Genomic DNA, 26,239 nt, shown 5'->3' on the forward strand with positions numbered 1-26,239 from the left:
GTTTTTTTGTTAGTTCATAAGGGTTCAGTAAATGCTTCAGTCGAATGAATATTTTGACGGTAATGTAAAATCTATTGGTTTTGTTAGCGAAAGCGCTGGCCGGGCAAGTGTCGGTGTCATGGAACCGGGTGAATACACTTTTGGTACCGGGCAGGCAGAAGAAATGACCGTTATTAGTGGTGCGTTAACAGTGCAATTGCCGGGCGAAAGCGAATGGAAAACATTTGGTCCAGGCGCGCAATTTAATGTTCCGGCTAACAGTGAGTTTTACCTGAAAGTGGCTGAAGCAACAGCATATTTGTGCCGCTACTTATAAGTTATTATCGGTCTTTCCGGCAACCGCCTGTATAAAAAAGCACTGCCGTAGGGCAGTGCTGAGCCTGCTAACTAAAAAGAAGGAAAAACCACGCTTTTCCCTTCTTTTTCACCAACCTGATGGGGTGAATGGGCAGGTTCGCCATCCTCCAGAGTCTGGTATCTTACTGGCTGGTTGCTTCGCCACCCAGAGCTTCAGTCAGTTGGGCTATCAGTGCGGCCAGTTCCCCAGTCATTAGTGTGAAATCGGCATCGAAGCGTTGTGCGACATCTTCGCGGTCGATATCGTCATTTTGCTCACGTAGTTCATCGGCAAATTTTAATCGTTTTAACGAGCCATCATCTGCAATAACAAATTGCACACGCTGTTGCCAGTCCAGAGCCAGCTTAGTGACCACTTTACCTGCATCAATATGCACGGTGATTTCATCGGTCATCAGATCTTGTTTTTTACAGCGCACCACACCACCATCTTCCAGAATAGCTTTTAGTTCCGCTTCATCCAGTAGCTGGAACCCTTGTGGTACATCACCGCTTTTCAGCCATTCGGTAAGGCTCAGTTCAATAGGGGTTGCCATGCTAAGAGGCACCACAGGTAATGAGCCGAGGCTTTTGCGCAGCAGCGCCAGAGTATCTTCTGCTTTTTTTGCGCTGGCACTGTCAACCATAATCAGGCCGTTGACGGTGTCAATCCACATCATTGTCTGGCTGAAACGGCTGAATGCCCTTGGCAATAAGTCTTGCAGCACTTCGTCTTTAAGGGCGTCTTTTTCTGTTTTGCGTAGTTTGCGCCCCTGGTCGGCTTCGAGTTTATTAATTTTTGCTTCCAGGGACTGCTTAATAACGGGTGAAGGGATAATTTTCTCTTCTTTGCGGGCACAAATCATAATTTGCCCAGCAACAGCATGAGTTAATGCATCGCCACCTTTGGCTCCTATGGGGGCAACCCAGCCTGTCTTTGCCATATCCTGGCTACCGCATGGGCGAAATGCCATATCAGCCAGTTTTTGTTCCATTTCTTCCGCACGCAGTGATACGTCACGGTTTAAGCGGTAGACCATTAAATTTTTGAACCACAGCATGTTTGTTCCCCGGCTGTTAGTAAAAAGGCAGCGGGCATGATACCCAATTGGCGCGAGCCTTTCATTGCCTTTTCCTGATACGCATCTTAGGCTCTGTTCATCGGGCCAGAAAATAAGGAGCAGCAGGTGAGAATTGGCATTGATCTGGGTGGCACAAAAACGGAAGTCATAGCCTTGAGTGATGCGGGAGAACAGTTGTTCCGCCATAGGGTGGCAACCCCACGCGGTGATTACCAGGAAACGCTGAACGTTATTGTTGATTTAGTTCACCGGGCTCAGGCCCATACTGGGCAACAGGGCTCTGTTGGCATAGGTATTCCGGGAACGTTGTCACCGCAAACACACCGGGTTAAAAACGCCAATTCTGTGTGGCTGAATGGTCAGCCTCTTGACCAGGATCTGGCTGCAAAATTAGGGCAACCGGTTCGCCTGGCAAATGATGCCAACTGCCTCGCAGTATCTGAAGCGGTAGATGGCGCAGCCGCTGGCGCCGGGGTGGTATTCGCGGTGATTATTGGCACAGGATGTGGTGCCGGAATCGCCATTGAAGGGCGCTGCCATGCAGGTGGAAATGGCACTGCCGGGGAGTGGGGGCACAACCCTCTGCCCTGGATGGATGATGATGAACTGCGTTATCGGGACGATGTTTCTTGCTATTGCGGGCAGCGTGGGTGTATCGAAACTTTTATTTCCGGAACAGGGTTCGCAACGGATTACCAACGGTTAAGTGGCCACTTACTTCGCGGAAATGAGATAGTCGCACAAGCTGCTGGCGGCGATACTCTGGCAGAGCAGGCTTTATGCCGCTATGAGCAAAGGCTGGCTAAATCTCTGGCCCATGTGGTGAACCTGCTTGACCCGGATGTGATTGTGCTCGGTGGTGGAATGAGCAATGTTGACCGTTGGTACCAAACTGTACCTGGGTTGATGAATAACTGGGTATTTGGGGGTGAATGTACCACGCCAGTGCACAAGGCAAAGCATGGTGATTCCAGTGGTGTTCGTGGTGCTGCCTGGTTATGGCCGCAAGTAAAATAAAGACGAAGCCCGTATGAAGTCACCAGGGTAAGTGAGCCATTACTGACCTGTGTGTATTTTTCATATGCGAATTTCTATACGTGAAGTGCGGGCATGAAGTGTGGGCATGAACTGCGGGCGTGAGAGCCACAGCGCTATGTCTGCACTTAACCCGGTTTACACTTGACCTGGTTTGCATGCAGCCTGCACTCATGCCCACATAAAAGTGAGCCATCACTCACTTTTGTTGCTAATTTTAATCCACCGCCAGGCCTGGCGGTGGTTGTTTATTCGCTAGCTTTCTACAGCAAAGTGTTTATCCAGCCGGCTATACCCCAGCCCATTCACTTTCCGAACTTTGATTTGCACCGGAATACGCTCTTTCATTGCTGATACATGGCTGATAACACCAATGATTTTGCCACTGGCGTTGAGTGTATCCAGTGCATCAAGGGCGGTATCCAATGTTTCTGCATCCAGAGTACCAAAGCCTTCATCAAGGAATAACGAGTCTATGCGGGTTTTATGGCTGACCAGGTCTGACAACGCCAGAGCCAGCGCCAGACTCACGAGGAAGCTTTCTCCACCAGATAATGTCCGGGTGTCGCGCACGGCATCGGCCTGCCAGGTATCAACGACTTCCAATTCCAGTGCTTCGTTATCTTTGCGTTGTAGCAAATAGCGGCCATGTAACCGGTGCAGTTGCTGGTTAGCCAGCCAGACCAGGTTATCCAGTGTCAGCCCCTGAGCAAATTTACGGAATTTATCACCTTCTTTAGACCCAATCATTTCATTCAATGCGCCCCAGTCGGTGGCTAACTGTTGCTGTTGTTCAAGAGCGCTAAGCAGGCTTTGTTGTTGTTCCCTTTGGCGAGAGTCGTGCTCCAGTTGCTGGCGCAATGCTCCCTGGCCTGATGTGTTTTCGCGCCACTGAGTGTTGATAAGCGCCAGTTGTGCTTCCAGAACGCTTTGGGTGTCTTGTTCGGTAAGATGCTCAGGACGTGCTGCGATATGAGCAGCAAGTTGTTGATGTGCCTGCTCTGACAATACCGTTTGCTGTTGCACCTGTTGGGTCAGGGTTGCCTGGCGGTCAGTCAGGTGTTGGCGAGTGGCGTCATCGAGCAATGCAGCTGTCATTTCATGTAGTGAAGCAAACTGGCTGGCCTTTAGCGCGTTGTCCAGTGCGAGTTGGTACTGAGCCAGTTTCTCTTTTTCCTGCACCAACTGCTGATTCAGTGCTTCAACCTGGCTGTGTAAAGCTACCCATTCGCTGTTATGCCGTGACCACGCCTGTATCCGTTGCTGCTGGGTGTTTTCATCCGGGAGCGGTATTTCACTACCATCGTCTTCCAGTGTCTGGAGGATCTGCCTGACGGCTTCGTGGTCTGTGTTTAATTGTGCCAGCAGAGCTTGTTGTTGGCGCCATTGTTCGCGTGTTTTCTCGCGTGCCGCCAGCCAGGATTCAACTTCATCAGGTTGCGGCCAGGGTAATTGCCAGGTTGCCAGTGCAGTTTGAAGTGTGAGCTGTTGTTGCTCACACGACTGGGATAATTCAGTAAGTTGCGCCCTGGTTTGCTCTACCAGCGCCAGTTGCCCCAGCCACACCTGATGTGCCTGAAGTTGGGCCTGGTACGTTTCATTGTCGCTTAACCACTGTGTAATATCGTCACCCGGTACGGCAGAAAGACCGAGTACCTGGCACAGTTGTGCCCATTGTTGATGATGGCGTTCCAGAGCCTGTTCAATACTGGCCTGTTGGCGGGTTAATTGCTCGGCTTGTGTTGCCAGCGCATCATGCTGGCCTTTTAATGTCGCGCCTTCGTCTGCCAGTAGCCGCTTACGTTCTTCCAGCGCAGCTTTACGTTGCTGATTCTCTCCTGGTTGCAGAGACTGGTAATGGGCAACGGCGGGATGCTCTGTTGCGCCACATAGCGGGCATGGCTGGCCTGCCTGCAAGCGTTCCCGCTCCGCATTCAGGTTAACAATAGTGTTTTCCAGTTCACAGATTTTCGCTACGTCCTGGTACTGCTGGTTAACTTCGGCCCAGGCCTTACGCCGTTCAGCAAGCTGCAAACCCGCCTGTTGATAACGCTGTTGGTTTTCATCCCGCTGTAATTGTAGTTGCTGGTGCTGTTGCCGAAGCGGGGCAAACTCAATCGACATACGCCGGAGTTGCTCACGCTGTACTTGATTGCGCTGGTGTTCTGCCAGGCGAGCAATTGTCTCTTCCCCGGTTAATGAAAGGGATGAATGTGCCTGTGCAGACAGTTTTTCTTGTTGTGTGGCCAGGGTTTGCTGCAAGGCTTCGAGTTGTTTACTGTCAGCCCTGTAGCGGGCAAAGCTGCTGCGCCATCCGGCCAGTTCGTGCTGCCACTCTTCCACCTGTTGGTGTTCGCCCAACCAGGCCGTAACCGCCTGGCGTTGCGTTTCTATATGTGTGTTTTTATTCCGGGCTGCCAGCCATACTTGTTGGCGTACCTGGCTGGCGGTGTTCAGACGTTGAGATAAATCAGCCAGTTGTTGTTCCTGGTGGCTAACACGGTTGGACTGTTCTGTGCATTGTTGCCAGACCGGGCGCAATTTTTCGGCGGGTTGTGCCAGAGCCAGGCGTTCACGGTCAGGTTGTGCCGCCTCAAAATCGCGTTTTGCCTGAACCCGTTTTTGCTCGAGCACACTGATTTGTTGCTGTTGATGGGTTAATTGTTGTAGCCACTGAACAGCAGATTGTACCTGGTGTTGTTGCTTGAGTATCTGTTGCTCAATTTGTGCCAGAGATGCAGCCTGAGCTTCCAGCGCTGCGCGTTCATCAGGTGACAGGCATTGCACACCGCTGGCTCTGGCCTGTAATTGTTCCAGTTGCTGTTTGTGCTGCTTCCATGTGTCGAACACCAGTGCGGAGATCTGCCCATAAATCTCGGTGCCGGTAAGTTCTTCCAGCAATTCTGCGCGTGCTTTAGCATCAGCATTAAGAAATGCGGCAAATTGCCCCTGGGATAGTAACATTGAACGAGTAAACCGGTCGTAATCCAGCCCTGTCAGGCGGGCAATGGTTTCCAGTTTATCTTTCACTTTGTCGGCAATGATTTTGCCGTCTGCGCAACGTGCCAGTTCAACTCTTGGTGCCTGGAGTTTTCCGTCAGGCTGGTTGCGAGCCCTGTTCTGGCTCCAGAAGGCGCGCCAGGCGACGCCTTTTACTTCGAACTCAACTTCCGCAAGGCATTCTGCGGTGTCACGAGTCATGAGATCGTTACTGGATTGGGAAATGATGTTGAGGCGAGGCGTCTGGTGATACAACGCCAGGCAAATGGCATCCAGCAGTGTTGTTTTCCCCGCGCCAGTAGGGCCGGTAATCGCGAACAAGCCATTGCTGTTAAACGGTGACTGAGTAAAGTCGATTTTCCATTCACCTTTAAGTGAATTCAGGTTTTTAAGCCTCAGCGTCAGAATTTTCATGACTTCGGCTCCTCTTCCAAATGATGCAGGGTTTCAGCAAATAACCCACGCAGGCGTGACACCTGGTTTTCATCGATACTTTCTTGCGCCAGACGACGTTCAAACACTTCACGGGTACTGAGTTCGCTCAGAGTTTCTTTTTGTTGGTTAGCGATAATTTTTTCCCGTTGTTCACGGCTGCGGCGCAATAACACAATTTCGACGGGTAAATCAGCAGTTAGTGCCTGTAGCTGTTTTTGCATGTCGTGGAGGTACTGGTCTGTAGTGATTTCAATATCAAGCCAGGTCACCGGTGTGGAAGGTGCATCTCGCCAGGCTTCCAGTTGCTGTGTGATGCTGTCCAGCGAGCCTTTAAGCATTAGCAATGGCTGGGTTACCGGCACCGGGAGCGGCGTTACTGTACTCAGTTCACCTTCATTGAAATCTACCAATAGCACCATTTTTGTGCTGTTGGTTTCGTCGAAACTCAGCGCAATGGGCGACCCGCAGTAGCGGATATGCTCACTACTGGTGACTTTTTGCGGGCGATGAATATGCCCCAAAGCAATGTAATCTGCTGGGGGGAAGGTATTGGCCGGGAAGGCGTCGAGTGTGCCGATATAAATATCGCGCACGGCATCGCTTTTACTGGCTCCGACGGTTGTCAGGTGGCCTGTGGCAATAATCGGCAGTTTCCGATTACCTCGCAATTCACAAGCAGCTTCATAGCCTTGCTGGTAATAGAGGTGAATGGCCTCGACCAATGCCTGTTGTTTTTGCTGCCCACTTTGCCCGGACTGGCTGATTTGGATATCTCGTGGGCGTAAAAAAGGAACCGGGCAGAGTACCGCACCAGGTTCACCGTTGCGAAGCGGTAATAAAATAGGGGCTTCGGTGTCAGATGTACTGGCGATAACCCAGGTATTCAGGTAACCCAATAGTTCACGTGATTCATTCAATGTGGCGACAGAATCATGATTGCCGCCCAGAACCACCAGAGTACAACCCGTTTCTTGAAGCTGAACGACAAAGCGGTAATACAATTCACGTGCATAGCTGGGGGGGGAGCCAGTATCGAAAATGTCGCCAGCGACAATGACAGCGTCAACCTGGTGCTGTTCAACCATTTCGGTTAGCCAGTTTAGAAAGGCAGCATGTTCTGGAGCACGGCTTTTAGTATAGAAATTTTGCCCCAGATGCCAGTCAGAGGTGTGAAGAATGCGCATAACCTGTCCTGGTTTGAAAGCGAAGTGGTGATTATATACGTGTGGTGGTCGAAGTTGCAGGTGTGTTGTAGAAAGCTGTGTAATGGGGGCCAGTGTGATGACTGTTTCTGCCTGCTTTGCAGCAGAAGGAAACGCTTTGTCATAAAATAATATAGCAGGTCATGTAATGGTCATTTTTTTCATAAAACTGTCATAAAACTGACGCATAATGACGCCGCGTTAAATTATTGTATATATTTACAGGGCTGATTATGGCGAGACGAATTCTGGTTGTGGAAGATGAAGCACCCATTCGTGAAATGGTGTGTTTTGTGCTCGAACAAAATGGTTTTCAGGCTGTTGAGGCGGAAGATTATGACAGTGCAGTAAACCAGCTCAACGAACCCTGGCCGGATTTAATTTTACTCGACTGGATGTTGCCGGGCGGCTCCGGGATTCAGTTTATCAAGCACCTGAAACGAGAAGCGATGACACGTGATATTCCTGTGGTCATGCTTACGGCTCGCGGAGAAGAAGAAGACCGTGTCAGAGGGCTGGAAATCGGGGCGGATGATTACATCACCAAGCCGTTTTCACCCAAAGAACTGGTTGCGCGTATTAAAGCAGTGATGCGGCGTATATCGCCAATGGCAGTAGAAGAAGTGATAGAAATTCAGGGGCTGAGCCTGGACCCTTCTTCTCACCGTGTGATGACGGGTGAGAGCCCGCTGGATATGGGGCCAACAGAGTTTAAGTTACTGCATTTTTTCATGACACATCCAGAGCGGGTTTACAGCCGTGAACAACTCCTTAATCATGTATGGGGGACGAATGTTTATGTTGAAGACCGAACGGTAGATGTTCACATTCGCCGCTTGCGTAAAGCGCTGGAATTCAGTGGTCATGATCGTATGGTTCAAACCGTTCGCGGTACGGGTTATCGTTTTTCAGCCCGTTTTTAATTATCTGGATGGAGTATGACCCGTGCTTGAACGGTTGTCATGGCGAAGGCTGGTGCTCGAACTGGCGCTGTGTTGCATGCCTGCTTTATTGCTAGGGGCGTTCTTTGGTTATCTTCCCTGGTTTTTACTGGCGAGTGTGACAGGCCTGCTTGTTTGGCACTTTTGGAATCTGTTAAGGCTTTCCTGGTGGTTGTGGGTTGACCGCAGTATGACGCCACCAACAGGTTCCGGGAGCTGGGAGCCGCTGATGTACGGTATTCACCAGATGCAAATGCGCAATAAAAAGCGGCGCAAAGAACTGGGTAATCTCATTAAGCGGTTCCGTAGTGGGGCGGAATCATTGCCGGATGCATTGGTAATGATGACAGAAGTGGGTGCCATTTTTTGGTGTAATGGCCTTGCTATTCAATTACTTAATTTACGCTGGCCGGATGATAACGGGCAAAATATTGTTAACTTGCTGCGTTACCCGGAATTTAACCAGTACATCAAAAAGCGCGATTTCACGCGCCCTTTCAACCAGGTGCTGAATAACGGCCGCCATCTTGAGTTTCGTATTATGCCTTATACCGACGGACAGTGGCTGATGGTGGTGCGTGACGTGACTCAGATGCACCAGCTTGAAGGGGCAAGGCGTAACTTTTTTGCCAATGTCAGCCATGAATTGCGCACTCCACTGACTGTGCTGCAGGGCTACCTGGAAATGATGCAGGACCAGTCGCTGGAAGGGGTTGTGCGTGAGAAAGCACTGGTCACTATGCGGGAACAAACCTCGCGCATGGAAGGGCTGGTACGCCAGTTACTGACATTATCACGTATTGAAGCAGCGCCGGTGTTGAGCCTTACAGATAAAATTGATGTTCCTCTGATGTTGCGTTTGGTGGAGCGTGAAGCTCAAACCTTGAGCCAGGGCCGCCACCAGATAAGTTTCACAGTCAACCCAGCGTTACAGGTTTATGGTAGTGAAGAACAGTTACGCAGTGCTATGTCTAACCTGGTTTATAACGCAATTAACCACACACCAGAAGGGACGCACATTCAGGTTAAGTGGGAGAAAGTATCTCATGGCGCACGCTTCTCTGTGCAGGACGACGGGCCCGGAATCTCACCTGAGCACTTACCACGCCTGACCGAGCGTTTCTATCGGGTAGATAAAGCACGTTCGCGCCAGACGGGGGGAAGTGGGTTAGGTTTGGCAATAGTGAAGCATGCCCTTACTCACCATGATTCTCGCCTGAGTATTGATAGTACGCTCGGCAAAGGGAGCTGTTTTTCTTTTGAGTTGCCGGAGCGTTTGCTGGTCAGTGATAAGGTGCTGGCGGCACAAGCCTGAATTCAACTGTAAACATAACTTTCCAGTGGGCCATATATATGGCCTGCTTTCTTTTGTATTGCAGCAGTAATGCAAGGAATATTTCCGGCTGATGACTTTTTGTTCGAACTATAAGCGGTTCTTATGATGGTAAATTAGAGATAATACCTACTTATTGTTCTTATTTTGGAATAAGTCGCTTGTTTTAGGATCGCTTCTTGCCTTTAAACGCTATAAGCGTTTTAATTGCGCCCCTGTTTGTGCAGGAATATACCAGGATTGCCTTATTAACCGGAAAACTATTCTTAATTATGGTTAATCATGAGCATATCCCGCTGTAAATGCTATGTTGTTGCCCGCCATTTAGAAAATGGCTGTTCTTCTGGCTGTGGCGGTAACTCAGCAGCAGTGTATTCGCCCCCGGTTTTCGGGGCGTTTAGCTCAGTATGTTTCCTGCCAGCCAGGTTTTCGCTTCTGCAAACAACATATACGCACAATATTCAGGTTGCAGGCAGTGGTAGTGCAGTGAACTCCAGCTCTTGTCCAGGGTGACTGGGAAGACAGGAGAATCAACGCCCCTGCAGTTTGGAGTATTAAGGCGATAAATCATTACATTCAACACCACATCCACAGGCTACAAGTACGATATGACCCGTCAATTAACATCCCGTGACATCATCGCTTTAGGTTTTATGACCTTTGCGTTGTTTGTTGGCGCAGGGAACATCATTTTTCCTCCAATGGTTGGTTTACAGGCTGGCCCGCATGTTTGGATTGCGGCGGCTGGCTTTCTTATTACCGCAGTTGGTTTACCCGTCCTGACTGTTATCTCGCTGGCAAAAGTGGGTGGTGGTATTGATAACCTCAGTTCCCCCATTGGCCGCCATGCAGGCCTGGTGCTGGCAACAATTTGTTATCTGGCTGTTGGGCCGTTGTTTGCCACACCCCGCACAGCAACCGTGTCATTTGAAGTAGGGATTGCTCCGCTGGCAGGCGATGGTCCCACCCCTTTACTGATTTACAGCCTGATTTATTTTGCTCTGGTGATTGGGATTTCACTCTATCCTGGGAAGTTGCTTGATACTGTCGGTCACTTTCTTGCACCGGTAAAAATCGTCGCATTAATTATTCTGGGTGGTGGGGCAATTTTCTGGCCTGCAGGTGGCTTAAGTGACGCAACTGAGGCATACCAGAATGCTGCGTTTTCTAATGGGTTCGTCAATGGCTATCTGACAATGGATACCCTGGGTGCGCTGGTGTTCGGCATTGTGATTGTTAATGCTGCCCGTTCTCGTGGCGTAACTGAATCTCGCCTGTTGACTCGTTATACGATTTGGGCTGGCTTGATTGCTGGTATTGGCCTGACATTGTTGTATTTGTGCCTGTTCCGCCTGGGCTCTGACAGCAGCTCTCTGGTGGCTCAGTCTGCTAATGGTGCCGCTATTCTCCATGCTTATGTGCAACATACGTTTGGAATCTATGGCAGCCTGTTGCTGGCAATATTAATTTTTGTTGCCTGTATGGTAACGGCGGTTGGGTTGACTTGTGCCTGTGCTGAATTCTTCGCGCAGTATCTGCCTGTTTCTTACCGCACCCTGGTATTTATTCTGGGCCTGTTTTCTATGGTGGTGTCTAACCTCGGTTTAACCCACTTGATCAACATTTCGGTGCCGGTGCTTACGGCTATCTACCCGCCTTGTATTGTGCTGGTCGTATTAAGTTTCACCCGCCCGTGGTGGAGCAACCCAACGCGTATTATTGCGCCAGGCATGTTAATCAGTCTGCTGTTTGGGTTAATTGACGGCGTGAAAGCTTCACCTTTTAGTGAGATTCTTCCCGCATGGTCAACCCATTTACCATTAGCTAAAGAAGGGCTTGCCTGGCTGATGCCAACGCTTGTGATGCTGCTCATCTCGGTTGTGTGGGATAAAGTGGCAGGTGGTGAAGTCGCTTCCACTGCACACTAAAAAGAATTATTTGTTCAACCACGGTGTTTTGCACCGTGGTTTTTTATTTTGTCAGATGGTAAGAGAAACATGGAAAACGCGAACAAACTCAAACGTGGTCTGAGTACGCGTCACATCCGTTTTATGGCGCTGGGGTCGGCAATTGGTACCGGCCTGTTTTACGGCTCCGCGGATGCGATAAAAATGGCAGGCCCCAGTGTATTACTGGCATACATTATTGGCGGGATTGCCGCTTACATCATAATGCGTGCCCTGGGTGAAATGTCGGTACACAACCCTTCTGCCAGTTCGTTTTCGCGTTATGCCCAGGAAAATCTCGGCCCTTTAGCGGGCTATATCACTGGCTGGACCTACTGTTTTGAGATACTGATTGTTGCCATTGCGGATGTCACCGCATTCGGTATTTATATGGGCGTCTGGTTCCCAACTGTGCCGCACTGGATCTGGGTGTTGAGTGTGGTGCTAATTATTTGCGCCATCAATTTGATGAGTGTGAAAGTGTTTGGGGAACTGGAGTTCTGGTTCTCATTCTTCAAAGTCGCCACGATTATCATCATGATTGTTGCCGGGGTGGGGATTATCCTGTGGGGTATCGGCAATGGCGGAGAACCCACCGGAGTCCATAACCTGTGGAGTAATGGCGGATTCTTCAGTAATGGCTGGCTGGGGATGGTTATGTCGCTGCAAATGGTGATGTTTGCCTATGGCGGGATTGAAATCATCGGTATCACGGCAGGTGAGGCGAAAGACCCGGAACAATCTATCCCGCGAGCCATTAACTCCGTCCCGATGCGTATTCTGGTGTTCTATGTGGGTACGCTGTTTGTCATTATGTCCATCTACCCGTGGAATTTAGTAGGTACAGACGGTAGCCCGTTTGTTCTGACATTCCAGCATATGGGAATTACCTTTGCAGCCAGCATCCTGAACTTTGTGGTGCTGACCGCGTCACTGTCTGCCATCAACAGTGATGTTTTTGGCGTGGGGCGCATGTTGCACGGTATGGCCGAGCAGGGCAGTGCACCTAAAATCTTCGCGAAAACGTCGCGCAAAGGCATTCCCTGGGTAACGGTTGTGGTAATGACCGGGGCATTGCTGGTTGCGGTGTACCTCAACTACATCATGCCGGAAAATGTGTTCCTGGTGATTGCTTCCCTTGCCACGTTCGCCACTGTGTGGGTGTGGATTATGATTTTGCTGTCTCAAATAGCTTTCCGCCACCGCTTACCTGCCAGTGAAGTTGCCGCGCTGAAGTTTAAAGTACCGGGCGGCGTAATTACTACAGTGGTCGGGCTGGTATTCCTGGTCTTTATTATTGGGCTAATTGGCTACCACCCAGAAACCCGCATTTCGCTTTATGTTGGTATTGTCTGGATTGTGCTGTTGCTGGCGGGCTGGGTGATGAAATGCCGTGCAGATAACCGCAAAGCTGTGCTGGTATCCGATAACGACTAGCTTTTTCTGCTCCGGGGAGGCATCTGGTTTCTCCCCGGGCTGTGTCTGTTTCCCTTTCCGTTTTCTCCTCCCCCGTTATCCTCCCCGAATAAAGTCGCCAATGGTGAGTTTCCTGTGTAACGATTATGGCAAGGTGGCGCAATTCCAGAGAGGGGAGAGCGATTATGTTAACAGCCTGGCACTTGCCAGTTACGCCGTTTGTCACGGTTCATGATAACCATTTGGTTGTGACCTTGTGGCTGGCTGGTAATGATTTACCGCAGCGTGTTGTTATCCGTTATGAAGAAGATAACGAAGAGCTGATGATGCCGATGAAGCGTCAAAGTGCGGCGCCTGCCAAGGGCGTAGTGGCCTGGCGCGGGCGAATCAGCCTTTCTCAGGGGCAGCCACGCCGCCGCTACAGCTTTAAACTGTTATGGGCCGACCGCCAGCAATGGTTTTCGCCATGGGGGATGGGCGCTTTCCCACCGCCGCGGCTGGAAACTTTTGCATTTGATTACCCGGATACCGGGCCCGGTTGGGTCGCAGATCAGGTATTTTATCAAATATTTCCTGACCGTTTTGCCCGCGGCCGCCAGCGTAAGCCTGAGGCTGACCGTACTTACTGGCACCATTCTGCCGGGACTGAAACCCGGCATAAGGCCTGGCATGAACCGCTTACGCACGAAGCCGGGGGGTCAACATTTTATGGTGGGGATTTGGATGGTATCACTGAAAAACTACCTTATCTGCAAAAGCTTGGGGTAACCGCGCTGTACCTTAACCCGGTGTTCACTGCCCCCAGCGTGCATAAATACGATACCCAAAATTACCGCGAGGTGGATACGGCATTCGGCGGCAATGATGCTTTACTGCGTTTACGGCAACAAACCAGAAATAAGGGAATGCGCCTGATTCTGGATGGTGTCTTTAACCACACTGGAGATACACACCCCTGGTTTGACCGTTACCAACAGCATTCACAAGGTGCCTGCCACAATGCGGATTCACCCTGGCGTGAGTGGTACCACTTTGATGAATCAGGCCAGGCACTGAACTGGCTGGGCTACAGCAGCCTGCCCAAGCTTGACTACCGCAGTGCTGGTGTCGTGGATGAAATCTACCAAGGCGAAAACAGTGTGGTGCGCCATTGGCTGCAACCCCCATGGAATATGGATGGCTGGCGGCTGGATGTGGTGCAAATGTTGGGTGAAGCTGGGGGGGCTAAAAATAACCAGCAACATATTACGGGTATAACCAAAGCTTCTTGTGAAGCAAACCCGGAAGCTTTTGTGTTTGGTGAACACTTCGGTGATGCCCGTCAGTGGTTGCAGAATGATGCCGAGCACAGCGCAATGAACTACCGTGGGTTTAGCTTCCCGGTTTGGGGGTTTCTTGCTAACACCGACATTTCTTACGACCCTAATCATATTGATGCCGAAACTTGCGCGGCCTGGCTGGAAGATTACCGGGCTGGCTTATCTCATCAGCAACAGTTACGTATGTTTAACCAACTCGACAGCCACGACACAGCGCGGTTTAAAACGTTGCTGGGGAAAGATGTTGCCCGCCTGTCGCTGGCTGTTGTCTGGCTATTTTGCTGGCCAGGTGTGCCTTGTATTTATTATGGCGATGAAGTGGGGCTTGATGGCAGCAACGACCCTATGTGCCGTAAACCCTTCCCATGGGATGAGTCACAACAAGACCTGGCGTTGTTAAGCCTGTACCAGCGTATTGCAGCGATACGTCGAAAAAGTAAGGCCCTGCGCCATGGTGGTTGCCAGGTGATTTTTGCCGAGGGGGATGTATTGGTCTTTGTTCGCGTTTGGCAAAAAGAGCGGATTCTGGTTGCTTTTAACCGTGGGCAGAAAACCACGTGCACGCTGCCTTTCTCTGCTCTGCTGGCAGATAAAACCTGGCAATGTCTTGAAGGCAGCGGTGCCATCAGCGGTGCCATCAATGAGATGACATTGGTATTGCCTGGCGTGTCAGCGACGGTCTGGCAGGGGAAATAAGTGACTGACACCCAGCTTATCCAACCGGGTGGTCAGTGGCAGGTTATGCTGTGGGTGGCTGTGTTGTTTCACAGGCGGAACGTAATACGCTCAACGCTTTTAAAGCCCGGCGGGACAACGGCCATTCGGCCCGGTAGATTAGCCATAATGGGTTAACCACTTCCGGGCCCAGTTCCAGCGCCTGGATAGCCTCCTGGCGCGCAAATGCCATGCGGGCAAAGCGGGGTAATACAGTAAAGCCCAGCCCACGGGCGACCGGCTCAAGTATCAGGCCTATTTGGTTAATAAAACCTTTCTCTGGCAGGTTTATCACACCCGGGTTGCCTGGAAACCAGCGGCTGAGTAAACGCGTTGCCATTACAACCCCATCTGGGTGGTTTATAAAACCAAGGTTTTCAAGCGACTGCCAGGTTTGCACACTGACTCCAGCCGGGACAATTAACTCCAGGTGTTCGTTAGCGAAGAACTCGTTATTCAGGCTGGGGTTGTCTGGTTTTAACGGCACAATCCCCAGTTCGAAATGATTATTCAGCACAGCATCCACCACTTCTTTATCCGGCGCAAAGCGGTAGCGTACTGTCAATGCAGGACATTGCTGCTGTAAGTTCAGTAATAACGGATACAGTGATAACCCAATACTACCGGGGCTTATCACACTGATTTCACCCTGGTCATCATTCCGGGCCGCCAGGCTGGAATTAAGGCGTTTTTCCGCACCACAAACTTCATCGTAAAAACGCAGCAGCACTTCGCCTGCAGGCGTCAATTCAACATGCCGGGGGTGGCGAATAATCAGTTGCCCATACTCTGTTTCCAGATGTTTAACATGCTGGCTGACCGCCGACTGGGTCAGTAACAAACTGTCCGCCGCCCGAGTAAAGTTTCCCTCTTTAGCCAGTGCGGCAAATGAGCGTAACCATTGTGGATTAACCATTACGAATTATTATAGAAACCATTAGTTGTGGATGGTTCTTATTATAGCTTTGTGGGCGTAGGCTTGTGGAATACAAATCAAGGAGTCTTAACATGAGTCAAACTTATCCCCGCGCTTTCTCACATATCGGGTTGTCTGTAACTGACCTGGACGCAGCCGTGAAGTTTTACACTGAAGTGATGGGTTGGTATTTGATTATGCCACCCACCACTATCACTGAAGACGATAGCGCCATTGGTGTAATGTGCAGTGATGTATTTGGTGCAGGCTGGTCTTCTTTTCGCATCGCTCACCTTTCTACTGGCGACCGGGTTGGTGTTGAAATCTTTGAGTTCAAGGCTGCGGAAAAACCGGAAAATAACTTTGAATACTGGAAAACCGGGGTATTCCATTTCTGTATCCAGGACCCGGATGTAGAAGGCCTGGCCGCTAAAATCGTTGCTGCTGGCGGTAAACAGCGTATGCCAGTGCGTGAATATTACCCAGGCGAGAAACCATATCGTATGGTGTATATGGAAGATCCCTTCGGCAATATTATCGAAATTTACAGCCACAGCTATGAATTGACCTATTCAGCCGGGGCTTACCAGAGTAAGTAACAGGACAATTAATAATGGGTGAAATGCAACAAGGATTGCCAGCACAGTATCAGGCATGGGTATGGCGTGAAGGCCATGATGTCGAATCGTTAACTCAGGTGAGCCTGGCTGTATCCCCTCTGGCTGATGATGAAGTATTGGTGGCGAATAAAGTAATTGGCCTCAATCCCGTTGACTGGAAGGTACTGGGCCATCTCCCCTGGGAACCCGGCCATGTCCCTGGGGTGGATGGTGCTGGTATTGTTGTTGCCGCAGGTAAACAAGTGTCACCGGCATGGGTTGGTAAGCGTGTGGTATGGCACCAGAGCTTGTTGCGCCATGGCAGTTATGCCCAGTTTACGCCGGTACAAAGCCGGGCATTAATGGCGATACCGGATAATTTGTCCTTCGAGACTGCTGCCAGTTTTCCTTGCCCGGGGCTGACCGCCTGGCAGGCTGTTAGCAAATTACCTTTGCAGGCAGGGCAACACTTGTTAATTGGTGGTGCCGGGGGGGCTGTAGGGCAATATTTGGTTCAACTGGCGGTGCGTGCCGGGTGGCGTGTTACAGCACTGGCGCATCCCCGTCATCATGAGCGCCTGTCCGATTTAGGGGCGCTGCGTTGTTTCCCTAACTTGCGTGGTGAAGAGGCGATATTACCGGCTTGGTTGTCCCGCCAGTTTCATGGTGTTATTGATGCTGTTAGTGAACAGCATGCAGCAAAACTGGTGCCGGCATTACGTGCTAACGGCCATATTCTTTGCATCCAGGGGCGTTTGCCTGGCTGGCCACTGCCTGCTTTCGGTATGGCGATATCTATGCACGAAGTGGCATTAGGAGCATTGCATACCTGGGGCGATGACGACGACTGGCAAGCGTTAACTTCTGCCGGGGAAGCTATGTTGTCTGACTTGTCACAAGGCCGCCTGCGGGCTGAAGAGACAGTTATTCGCCCATTTGGTGAGTTACCTGATTTGCTCGGTGCCCTCAAAGCACGGGCATTCTCGGGTAAACCGCTGGTGCGAGTGTGAAGTGATTAAAGTGACTGCTGACAGGTATCTGCCAGGAACAGATTGTGAATGGTTCTGAAATAACTAAGGTAGAGATATGACTGCGTTATTTAGTGAGTTCAAACTTAAAGATGTGGTGTTGCGTAACCGTATTGCAATACCACCCATGTGCCAGTACAGCGCGCAGAATGGTTACACAACTGAGTGGCATGAAAGCCATTATGCCGGAATGGCGCGTGGTGGTGCTGGCCTGGTTATTGTTGAGGCTACAGCGGTTTCACCGGAAGGGCGCATCACTCCAGGTTGTACCGGCTTATGGGAAGACGGGCAAATCACCGGTATGGCGAATATAGCCAAGGCAATTAAAGCGGCAGGTGCCGTACCGGGAATTCAGATTGGCCATGCAGGGCGTAAAGCCAGTGCGCGTCGCCCTTGGGAAGGCGATGACCATATTCCAGATGGCGAGAAAGACGCCTGGCAGACACTGGCGCCTTCAGCCATCGCTTTCGGCGCTAATTTGCCGAAAGTACCGAAAGCAATGAGCATTGACGATATCCAGCGTGTTAAAGCGGATTTCGTTGCAGCGGCTAAACGGGCTTTGGCCGCAGGGTTTGAATGGCTTGAGCTGCATTTCGCCCATGGGTACCTGGCGCAAAGCTTTTTCTCTCCAGTAGCAAACCAGCGAACTGACCAGTATGGTGGCAGCGCCGAAAACCGTGGCCGTTTTCTACTTGAAACGTTGGCGGCAGTACGCGAAGTATGGCCAGAAAACTTACCACTGACAGCCCGCTTCGGGGTGGTTGAATTTGACGGCCATGATGAGCAGCACCTGGCCGAATCTATAGCACTGGTGAAGGGTTTCAAATCTGCCGGGCTGGATATGCTGAATGTTTCAATGGGCTTTTCTACTACGGCAGGTAATGTCCCCTGGGGGCCAGCATTTATGGTGCCGGTGGCGGAAAAAGTTGGGCGGAAAACGGGCTTACCGGTTGCGACTGGCTGGTGCCTTGATGACGCCAAAACTGTGGAAACGGTACTCCTGGATGGGAAAATTGACCTTGCTATGATTGGCCGTGCGCACCTGGCAAATCCGCATTACCCGGTACAAATGGCGAGTGAACTGGGCATTGAAAAACCTGCTCAGTTCGTGCTGCCGGTGCAATATGGCTACTGGCTGTCACGTTATGCAGGCCCGGGTAAAGGTTCAGCGCAATAACATCCGGGCTACCAGAGAAGCGAATTGTTATACGGGTTCTCAGGCCCGGTAACTCAGGCACGTGGATGAATCCGCGTGCTTCAGACATCAATTTTGGTAGTTATAAATCCCGGCAGCAAGAACCAGTTGGCTGGCGACTTCACGGGCTTTATCAGAACCTTGTAATAGATCGATAATCTTCAAGGCAAAATCCATTGCCGTACCCGGCCCCTGGCTGGTCAGCAAATTTACACGGGGATCCCATACCACTCGCTTTTCCTGCCATTGCTCTTCGGGGATCCGGTCTTTCAGGCCAGGGAAACCCGTCATGTTCGCTACAGGGAAGATGCCATGAGGAACAAGTACCGTGCCTGCGGCAGCGCAAATGGCTGCCACAATACGCCCAGAGAGGTGAAACTGGCGTACGGTTTCAACCAGTAACGGGCTGTCGCGAAAACACTCTGCACCGGCGAGGCCTCCCGGTAGGACGATAACATCGTAGGGGTTATCGGCTACTGCCACCAATGGTGCATCGGCCAGCAGTTTTACACCTCGGGAACAGGGGATGACTAAATCACCATCGCTGGCGACACTCGCGGTTGTAACTGAAATTCCACCGCGAACCAGCAGGTCTATAGTTGTTACCGCTTCGGTTTCTTCAGTTCCAGGAGCCAGGCATATCAGTGCCGAAGCGCTCATAATCGTTCTCCTTACGTTTTATTTGTTCGTAGAGGTGGCTATTTTGGGGCAGTGAAAGGCCATGGGCTCGCCCACGTTGCAGCAGGTAACCAGTAATATAATCAATTTCTGTATGGCGTTGAATGCGAACATCCTGCAGCATGGATGATGTGTTTTCGGCTGTATTATCAATAACCTGATTTACATAACTCACCAGGTTTTCCAGCGAAATATGAAACCCTTCGCGTTCCATCACCAGCGCCACTTCGCTACAAATAGCATTAATATGGTCGGGGAAAGCTTTGAGGCCACCATTCGGGCAATCATACAGTGCTGTAAGTGGGTTAATAACGCAGTTTACCGTGAGCTTTCGCCAGCAGGCAGCGCGAATTGCATCATGCCAGGCGACATCGGGCAAAACAGTTTGCAGGATATCCGCCATTTCACTGTACGCTTCTCCTTGTTTGTTGCCGGGGCCAATATGTGTAGTACCACTGGCAACATGAATAATCTGGTTACCTTCCCGGCGGGCTGCGTGAGTGGTGACGCCCATCAATAACGGGTGAGTTAACTGCCTTAATTCTTCCAGTGTGCCCATACCATTATGGATGAGCAGTATCGGGCAGGATGGTGGTAAATGCGGTGCCAGGCTTTTGACCGCGTTGGAGACTTGCCATGCCTTGAGCGTCACCAACAGGAGATCGCACTGAGCAAGTTGAGTTAGCGAGTTGGCCTGAACACGTTGCTGTACCTTGCTGCCATCCAGGTTTACAAGGTTGAATACGAAGGTGTCTTGGGGCACGCGCAACCAACCCTGAACCTGATGCCCCTGGGATAATAAAGCCGCCAGCCAAATCTGACCTAACGCGCCACAACCCAGTACAGTAATGTTCATTTTCCCTCCTGGCAGGTTTTCTCGTCATACATCATGTTGCCTTTCTGGCCGCATGAACACCGGATCCTGACAGGTTTATCCTGTATCAAGAACAGTTCAACGCACATGATATGATTATATACCTGAAAATGTTCATGTTGCAGTGAATAGCTATGTCTCACCATCCCCTGTTAGTATGCTTTTGCTGGTAAAAGCGCCTGTCAATGGTCATCACAGGCATTGTCCGGCGGCTTAGTATGGTTTGCGGGTTGTTTTGTGCGCTTCACTGGGTATCATGCTGGCAACAGAATAAAGGGGAGAAGAATCATGCCGTCATTCGATATTGTTTCAGAAGTGGAAGTTCAGGAAGTACGCAATGCGGTGGAAAACGCCACCCGTGAACTGGCAACGCGCTTTGACTTTCGCAATGTAACAGCCAGTTTTGAGTTCAATGACAAAAATAACACCATCAAAGTTGAGAGCGAGTCTGATTTTCAGGTGAGCCAGTTGGTGGATATTCTGCGCGCTAAACTGCTAAAACGTGGTATTGAAGGCAGCTCACTGGAAGTACCTGAAACCATCGAGCATAGTGGTAAAACCTGGAGTGTGGAAACCAGCCTGAAACAAGGGATTGATACAGCATTGGCGAAAAAAATCGTTAAGTTGATTAAAGACAGTAAGCTTAAAGTTCAGGCCCAAATTCAGGGTGAGCAGGTGCGAGTTACCGGAAAATCACGTGATGATTTGCAGTCCGTTATGGCACTGGTGCGTGGTGGCAACCTTGGCCAGCCATTCCAATTCAACAACTTCCGCGATTGATTAGCCCGGTGGGCTGTCTGGCAGCCCACCTGAGTTAGCCTGGGATCAGGCGCTTTTCACCAGTGCTTCAATTTCCACACGGTTAGTCACTTTGCTGTCAATTTTCACATAGGCACTATGTTCTTCACTGACTATCAGTGCGTCTTTCACACCTTCTTTTTCCAGCAGGCGCGCTTTCAATACATCGTCATCAATTGCGTAGTCTGGCAGTTCAATTCGCAGGCTACTGACATAAGGTGGTTCTTTCATGGTGGTGCTGAGTAATAACCACAATACAGCCACTAATGCGCCACCCAGAAAGACGGTTTGTGAATCAAAGTGCCCGTCCAGCCAGCCACCCAGTGTGCCACCCAGCGCTACGCCCAGGAACTGGCTGGTGGAGTAAACGCCCATCGCAGTGCCTTTATAACCAGCTGGCGACTCTTTACTGATAAGTGAAGGCAGTATGGCTTCCATCAGGTTAAACGCGAGGAAAAACAGCTGCACACCGATAACCCGTTCCCAGAAACCTTCTCCAGCGCCCCACAGGACGATTTCAGCAACAACTAATGTTGCCACGCAACCCACGAAAACACGCTTCATTTTGCGCTTCACTTCAGCGTAAATGATAAACGGCACTACGCCGATAAATGCGATAACCATGGTGCCAAGGTAGAGTTTCCAGTGTTGTGATGCAGGGAACCCGACCGACTCCAGCTCACCAGGCAGGGCGACAAACGTGGACATCAGCAAAATATGCAGGCACATAATACCGGCGTTGAGCTTTAACAGGCTGGGGTTAGCGAGAACCTGTTTAAAACACCCTCGTACCATGCCGGATTCACGGTTCAGAACATGATTTTTGCTGCCAGGGACAACCAGTAACGTGATTACGATCCCCAGTGTTGCCAACAGGGCAATCATCCAGAACAGGCCATTCAGACCGATATTATGAGTCACGATTGGCCCGGCAACCATGGCAATGGCAAAAGTGATACCGAAACTGACACCGATAAACGCCATGGCTTTGGTACGGTTTTGTTCCCGGGTCAGATCGGACAGTAAAGCCATCACCGCGGCGGCAATAGCACCTGAGCCTTGTAGTGCCCGGCCCAGTATTACGCCCCAAATAGAGTGTGTGGTTGCGGCAATCACGCTGCCGATGACAAAGATAACCAGCCCACCAACAATTAACGGCTTGCGGCCAATGCGGTCTGACAGCAGGCCAAAAGGAATTTGAAACACAGCCTGAGCCAGTCCGTAAATACCAATTGCCAGGCCTATCAGTGCTTCATTGGCACCTTGCAGGGCCATCCCCCATGTTGTCAAAACCGGCAATACCATAAACATGCCCAGCATACGCAGGGAAAATACTGTACCCAGCCCCCATGTTGCCCGCAATTCAAGCGGTGTCATTTTGTTATCGTTCATTGTTACCTCTGAAGAAAAGCCGGGCATAGTGTAGAGCGGGGTGTCCGGTGGGGTAAATGCCTGCTTGTTTAGCAAATATTACAAAGATGATCACGTAACGTGCCGTTGATGCTACAAATAATACGAATAATATGAATAAAAAAAGGTGCCAGGGGCACCTTTTGTGTTGAAGCAGGAAAATTACCAGACGTAGGTCAGCAGGCTGTGTGAGTCCGGAACCATAAAGTCCACCGACATCATGACGCTGAGTGAGGTAATTGCGACAATGGAGAACACAAACAGTTTACGCGCCCAGATTTTGTCGTTTTCGGTTTTATAACCGGATAACGCCATGCCCAGCCACCACACACTGACTGCCGCAGCCACCACCAGGTATTTATACCCGGCATAACCACCTAAAGAGAGCATTAACGTTGCGACCATAAACGCAATGATATACAGAGTAATATGGTTTTTCGCGACGGAAATGCCTTTTACTACAGGCAACACCGGAATGTTTGCTGCCTGGTAATCTTTAAAGCGGAAAATCGCTATGGCATAAGAGTGTGGCATCTGCCACAGGCTAAAAATAGCCAGCAGGATAAACGCACCCGTGTCAAACTCGTTAGTGACAGCACAGTAACCGATAACTGGCGGAGCCGCACCAGACAGGCTGCCAATCAAGGTACCGTAAACTGAATGGCGTTTCATATACAGGCTATAAACGCCTACATACACAACGAACCCCATTACCGCCAGCCACATAGCCAGCGGGTTAGCGCCAAAGAACAGCATCATGAAGCCAGCAATACCCAGCAAACTGCCGTAAACCAACGCCACTTCCGGAGAAATGAGGCCTTTTACCATTACGCGATTTTTGGTGCGCTCCATCTTAGGGTCGATGTCACGGTCAATCACGTTGTTGAACACACAACCAGAGGCTACGACCAGGCTTACACCCAGCAGCGTAAAGCCGAACAGGGGATAATCAATATTCCCTTTTGCGGCCAGTAAAAAGCCCCCGATCACGGAGATCAAGTTCCCGAAAATAATGCCGGGCTTGGTAACTTGCAGGTATTGCTTAATCATTTTCGCCGCTCTTAGTCCAGCATCATGTTGTGGTTAAGGTTCCACATAATCCAAATCGAGCCCACCACCAGAATGGCGATAATCAGCACGGTAAAGACAAAGGCAACCAGGTTCCAGCGCTCTTCTGAAGATGTGTTCATATGCAGGAAGCACATCAGATGAACCAGTAACTGCACCACTGCGGTAACAATGACCACACCTATCAGCGCGCCATGAGAAGCCGCACCAGTCATCACCATCCAGAAGGGGATAACGGTCAGGATAACGGACAGAATAAACCCAGTCAGGTAGGTTTTTACGCTGCCGTGATGAGCGCCGCTGTTATCAGTTGAATGACTCATTACATTGCCCCCATCAGATAAACAACCGAGAACACACAAATCCACACGATATCCAGGAAGTGCCAGAATAAGCTCAGGCACATGATACGTGCACGGTTAGCACTGGTCAGCCCACGACGAGAAATGTGGAACATCATGACCGCCATCCAGATAAGGCCAGAGGTCACGTGCAGGCCGTGGGTGGCCACCAACGTGAAGAATGCTGATAAGAAACCACTGCGTTGCGGGCCAAAGCCTTCGGCAATCAGGTGATGGAACTCATAGAGCTCCATCCCGATAAAGCCGGCACCGAACAGGAAGGTCAGGGCAAGCCAGGACATAACCTGGCTCTTGTTACCTTTGTTCATGGCGATGACAGCAAAGCCATAAGTAATCGAGCTGAACAACAGCAGGAAAGTTTCAACCAGCACAAACGGCAGTTCGAAAATGTCTTTCCCGGACGGGCCGCCTGCAGTGTTGTTCACCAGAACTGCGTAGGTGGCAAACAAGCACGAGAACAGAATGCAGTCGCTCATCAGGTAGATCCAGAAACCGAAAACTTTATTCGGCCCTGCATCGTGGTGCCCATGGTCATGGGCTTTTGAGTGAGTCAGAGTATCAGTTGACATTTTTCAGCCCTGCTTTGTTGATTTCTTCGAAATGCTGGCTTTCCAGTTTTTCGATCTCGGCAACCGGCACGTAGTAATCCACGTCTTCGTCGAAGCTCTTCGCAATCCAGGTGACAATCATGCCCGCAAAGCCAACAATTGCCAGCCACCAGATGTGCCAGATCATGGCAAAACCAAACACGGTTGCAAATGCTGCGATAACAACACCCGCTCCGCTGTTTTTCGGCATATGAATTTCTTCATAATGCGCAGGTTTTTTGTATGCTTCGCCTTTCTCTTTCAGTTCCCAGAACGCATCACGTTCATGAACGTGCGGTACCTGAGCAAAGTTATAGAACGGAGCCGGAGAAGAAGTTGACCATTCCAGTGTACGACCACCCCACGGGTCACCCGTCAGATCGCGGTTTTGCTCACGGTCACGGATAGAAACGTAGAATTGAGTCAGCTGGCACAGAATACCCAGAGCAATCAGTGCCGCACCGCCAGCCGCTACCATCAGTAACGGATGGAATGCCGGGTCGATGTGCTGGCTCAGACGACGAGTCATCCCCATGAAGCCCAGCGCGTACAGCGGCATAAAGGCAACAAAGAAGCCGATAATCCAGAACCAGAAAGCGCGTTTGCCCCATTTCTCATTCAGGGTAAAACCAAAGGCTTTTGGCCACCAGTAAGTCAGGCCAGCGAAGCACCCAAATACCACACCACCGATAATAACGTTATGGAAGTGGGCTATCAGGAACAGGCTGTTATGCAGTACGAAGTCAGCGCCAGGCACTGCCAGCAGCACCCCGGTCATACCACCAACAGAGAAGGTGACAATAAAACCAACGGTCCACAGCATTGCGGAGTTAAAGGTGATACGGCCCTGGTACATGGTGAACAACCAGTTGAAGATCTTAACCCCGGTAGGGATTGCGATAATCATCGTGGTGATACCAAAGAAGGCGTTCACGTTCGCACCGCTGCCCATGGTAAAGAAGTGGTGCAGCCAGACTATAAAGGAAAGCAGTGTGATACACACGGTCGCCCACACCATGGAGGTGTAACCGAACATGCGTTTCTTCGCAAAGGTGGCGGTCACTTCGGAGAAGACCCCGAATACCGGCAGCACCAGAATATATACTTCCGGGTGGCCCCATGCCCAAATCAGGTTGACGTACATCATCATGTTGCCGCCCATATCATTGGTAAAGAAATGGGTGCCCAGATAACGATCCAGCGTCAGCAGTGCGATAGTCGCAGTCAGAATTGGGAAGGAAATGACAATCAGTACGTTGGTGCACAAAGATGCCCAGGTAAAGATAGGCATTTTGAACATATCCATGCCCGGTGCGCGCATCTTCAGGATTGTCACGAAGAAGTTAATCCCGGTTAGTGTGGTACCGATACCGGAGAGCTGTAAGCTCCATATCCAGTAATCGACCCCAACCCCAGGGCTATACTCGCTTCCTGATAGTGGCGGATAAGCCAACCAGCCAGTTTGTGCAAACTCACCCACGCCCAGTGACAGGTTAACCAGCACCACACCAACAACAGTGAACCAGAAGCTCAGGTTGTTAAGGAATGGGAAGGCTACGTCACGAGCGCCGATTTGCAATGGCACAACCAGGTTCATCAGACCGACAACAAACGGCATCGCCACGAAGAAGATCATAATTACACCGTGAGCGGTGAAAATCTGATCGTAGTGGTGAGGCGGCAGGAAGCCAGCTTCGCCTGCGGAGGCAAGTGCCTGTTGGCTACGCATCATGATGGCATCAGCAAAGCCACGCAACAGCATGACAATTGCCAGAATGACGTACATAACGCCCAGTTTTTTGTGGTCGACCGAGGTGAACCACTCTTTCCACAAATAGGTCCACTTACCGAAGTAAGTGATGGCGGCGACTATCGCCAAACCACCGATAATAATGGCTGCGACCGTAACCACGATAATGGGTTCATGGTAGGGGATTGCATCCAGTGAAAGTTTTCCGAACATCG

At 50.6% G+C, this 26,239-nt stretch carries 22 protein-coding genes; 11 read left to right on the plus strand and 11 right to left on the minus strand.

All coding sequences use genetic code 11. The annotated features are described in order from the left end of the window. Positions 1-31 precede the first annotated feature (31 nt). Positions 32-316, plus strand: a complete 285-nt coding sequence (gene ppnP / locus LC084_RS01370) for a pyrimidine/purine nucleoside phosphorylase (RefSeq protein WP_226568693.1) — start codon at positions 32-34, stop codon at positions 314-316. Between the two features lie 163 nt (positions 317-479). On the opposite strand, the gene rdgC is transcribed toward ppnP, so the two are convergent. After that, positions 480-1,397, minus strand: a complete 918-nt coding sequence (gene rdgC / locus LC084_RS01375; protein WP_226568695.1) for a recombination-associated protein RdgC — start codon at positions 1,395-1,397, stop codon at positions 480-482. Positions 1,398-1,523: 126 nt separating this feature from the next. Between rdgC and mak the strand changes: the two genes are divergently transcribed. Continuing rightward, on the plus strand, positions 1,524-2,435 hold the full coding sequence (mak, locus tag LC084_RS01380; protein WP_226568697.1) for a fructokinase: 912 nt from the start codon (positions 1,524-1,526) through the stop codon (positions 2,433-2,435). 273 nt (positions 2,436-2,708) lie between these two features. Here the strand turns inward: mak and sbcC are convergent, their stop codons facing one another. Continuing rightward, positions 2,709-5,867 carry an exonuclease subunit SbcC gene (sbcC, locus tag LC084_RS01385; RefSeq protein ID WP_226568698.1) on the minus strand — a complete coding sequence of 1,053 codons (3,159 nt, stop codon included), beginning with the start codon at positions 5,865-5,867 and terminating at the stop codon, positions 2,709-2,711. Next, positions 5,864-7,072, minus strand: a complete 1,209-nt coding sequence (sbcD, locus tag LC084_RS01390) for an exonuclease subunit SbcD (RefSeq protein WP_226568700.1) — start codon at positions 7,070-7,072, stop codon at positions 5,864-5,866. Before sbcD ends, sbcC begins: the two co-directional genes overlap by 4 nt. Positions 7,073-7,323: 251 nt before the next feature. Here sbcD and phoB point away from each other — a divergent pair, with 251 nt between their 5' ends. From phoB to malZ, 5 genes are all read left to right on the plus strand, one after another. Beyond that, positions 7,324-8,013 carry a phosphate response regulator transcription factor PhoB gene (phoB, locus tag LC084_RS01395; RefSeq protein WP_226568701.1) on the plus strand — a complete coding sequence of 230 codons (690 nt, stop codon included), beginning with the start codon at positions 7,324-7,326 and terminating at the stop codon, positions 8,011-8,013. A gap of 22 nt (positions 8,014-8,035) precedes the next feature. Then, positions 8,036-9,346, plus strand: coding sequence for a phosphate regulon sensor histidine kinase PhoR (gene phoR, locus LC084_RS01400; RefSeq protein ID WP_226568703.1), 1,311 nt, complete (start codon positions 8,036-8,038; stop codon positions 9,344-9,346). A gap of 626 nt (positions 9,347-9,972) precedes the next feature. Beyond that, a complete protein-coding gene (gene brnQ, locus LC084_RS01405) occupies positions 9,973-11,292 on the plus strand; it encodes a branched-chain amino acid transporter carrier protein BrnQ (protein ID WP_226568705.1) in 1,320 nt (439 codons plus the stop codon). 69 nt (positions 11,293-11,361) lie between these two features. Further along, the gene (proY, locus tag LC084_RS01410) at positions 11,362-12,747 is read left to right on the plus strand and encodes a proline-specific permease ProY (protein WP_226568707.1); all 1,386 of its coding nucleotides are present in this window, start codon (positions 11,362-11,364) and stop codon (positions 12,745-12,747) included. 164 nt (positions 12,748-12,911) lie between these two features. After that, positions 12,912-14,741, plus strand: coding sequence for a maltodextrin glucosidase (malZ, locus tag LC084_RS01415; protein WP_226568709.1), 1,830 nt, complete (start codon positions 12,912-12,914; stop codon positions 14,739-14,741). A gap of 43 nt (positions 14,742-14,784) precedes the next feature. On the opposite strand, the gene LC084_RS01420 is transcribed toward malZ, so the two are convergent. After that, positions 14,785-15,675 carry a LysR family transcriptional regulator gene (locus LC084_RS01420; protein ID WP_226568711.1) on the minus strand — a complete coding sequence of 297 codons (891 nt, stop codon included), beginning with the start codon at positions 15,673-15,675 and terminating at the stop codon, positions 14,785-14,787. A gap of 92 nt (positions 15,676-15,767) precedes the next feature. On the opposite strand from LC084_RS01420, the gene LC084_RS01425 reads away from it, so the two are divergent. The 3 genes from LC084_RS01425 to LC084_RS01435 all read left to right on the plus strand — a co-directional run bounded on the left by LC084_RS01425 (position 15,768) and on the right by LC084_RS01435 (position 18,479). Then, the gene (locus LC084_RS01425) at positions 15,768-16,274 is read left to right on the plus strand and encodes a lactoylglutathione lyase family protein (RefSeq protein WP_226568712.1); all 507 of its coding nucleotides are present in this window, start codon (positions 15,768-15,770) and stop codon (positions 16,272-16,274) included. A 14-nt stretch (positions 16,275-16,288) separates the two neighbouring features. Then, positions 16,289-17,284, plus strand: coding sequence for a zinc-binding dehydrogenase (locus LC084_RS01430; protein WP_226568714.1), 996 nt, complete (start codon positions 16,289-16,291; stop codon positions 17,282-17,284). A 76-nt stretch (positions 17,285-17,360) separates the two neighbouring features. Then, complete coding sequence (locus LC084_RS01435) at positions 17,361-18,479, plus strand: NADH:flavin oxidoreductase/NADH oxidase (protein ID WP_226568716.1); 1,119 nt, start codon at positions 17,361-17,363, stop codon at positions 18,477-18,479. An 87-nt stretch (positions 18,480-18,566) separates the two neighbouring features. On the opposite strand, the gene yajL is transcribed toward LC084_RS01435, so the two are convergent. Next, entirely contained in the window at positions 18,567-19,157 is a 591-nt protein-coding gene (gene yajL, locus LC084_RS01440; RefSeq protein WP_226568717.1) for a protein deglycase YajL, read from the minus strand. Then, on the minus strand, positions 19,117-20,031 hold the full coding sequence (gene panE, locus LC084_RS01445; protein WP_226568719.1) for a 2-dehydropantoate 2-reductase: 915 nt from the start codon (positions 20,029-20,031) through the stop codon (positions 19,117-19,119). The genes yajL and panE overlap by 41 nt, the downstream gene beginning before the upstream one ends. A gap of 306 nt (positions 20,032-20,337) precedes the next feature. On the opposite strand from panE, the gene LC084_RS01450 reads away from it, so the two are divergent. Then, complete coding sequence (locus LC084_RS01450; RefSeq protein ID WP_226568721.1) at positions 20,338-20,829, plus strand: YajQ family cyclic di-GMP-binding protein; 492 nt, start codon at positions 20,338-20,340, stop codon at positions 20,827-20,829. A gap of 45 nt (positions 20,830-20,874) precedes the next feature. Here LC084_RS01450 and LC084_RS01455 read toward each other — a convergent pair whose 3' ends face one another. From LC084_RS01455 to cyoB, 5 genes are all read right to left on the minus strand, one after another. Further along, the gene (locus LC084_RS01455) at positions 20,875-22,239 is read right to left on the minus strand and encodes an MFS transporter (RefSeq protein ID WP_226568723.1); all 1,365 of its coding nucleotides are present in this window, start codon (positions 22,237-22,239) and stop codon (positions 20,875-20,877) included. Between the two features lie 180 nt (positions 22,240-22,419). Then, positions 22,420-23,307, minus strand: a complete 888-nt coding sequence (cyoE, locus tag LC084_RS01460; RefSeq protein WP_226568724.1) for a heme o synthase — start codon at positions 23,305-23,307, stop codon at positions 22,420-22,422. Positions 23,308-23,318: 11 nt separating this feature from the next. Next, positions 23,319-23,648, minus strand: coding sequence for a cytochrome o ubiquinol oxidase subunit IV (locus tag LC084_RS01465; RefSeq protein ID WP_226568726.1), 330 nt, complete (start codon positions 23,646-23,648; stop codon positions 23,319-23,321). Next, positions 23,648-24,256, minus strand: a complete 609-nt coding sequence (locus LC084_RS01470) for a cytochrome o ubiquinol oxidase subunit III (RefSeq protein ID WP_226568728.1) — start codon at positions 24,254-24,256, stop codon at positions 23,648-23,650. Before LC084_RS01470 ends, LC084_RS01465 begins: the two co-directional genes overlap by 1 nt. Then, positions 24,246-26,237, minus strand: coding sequence for a cytochrome o ubiquinol oxidase subunit I (gene cyoB, locus LC084_RS01475; RefSeq protein ID WP_226568730.1), 1,992 nt, complete (start codon positions 26,235-26,237; stop codon positions 24,246-24,248). The genes LC084_RS01470 and cyoB overlap by 11 nt, the downstream gene beginning before the upstream one ends. Positions 26,238-26,239 lie beyond the last annotated feature (2 nt).

Origin of the sequence: Mangrovibacter yixingensis (assembly GCF_020523985.1) — a bacterium.
Taxonomy (GTDB): domain Bacteria; phylum Pseudomonadota; class Gammaproteobacteria; order Enterobacterales; family Enterobacteriaceae; genus Mangrovibacter; species Mangrovibacter yixingensis.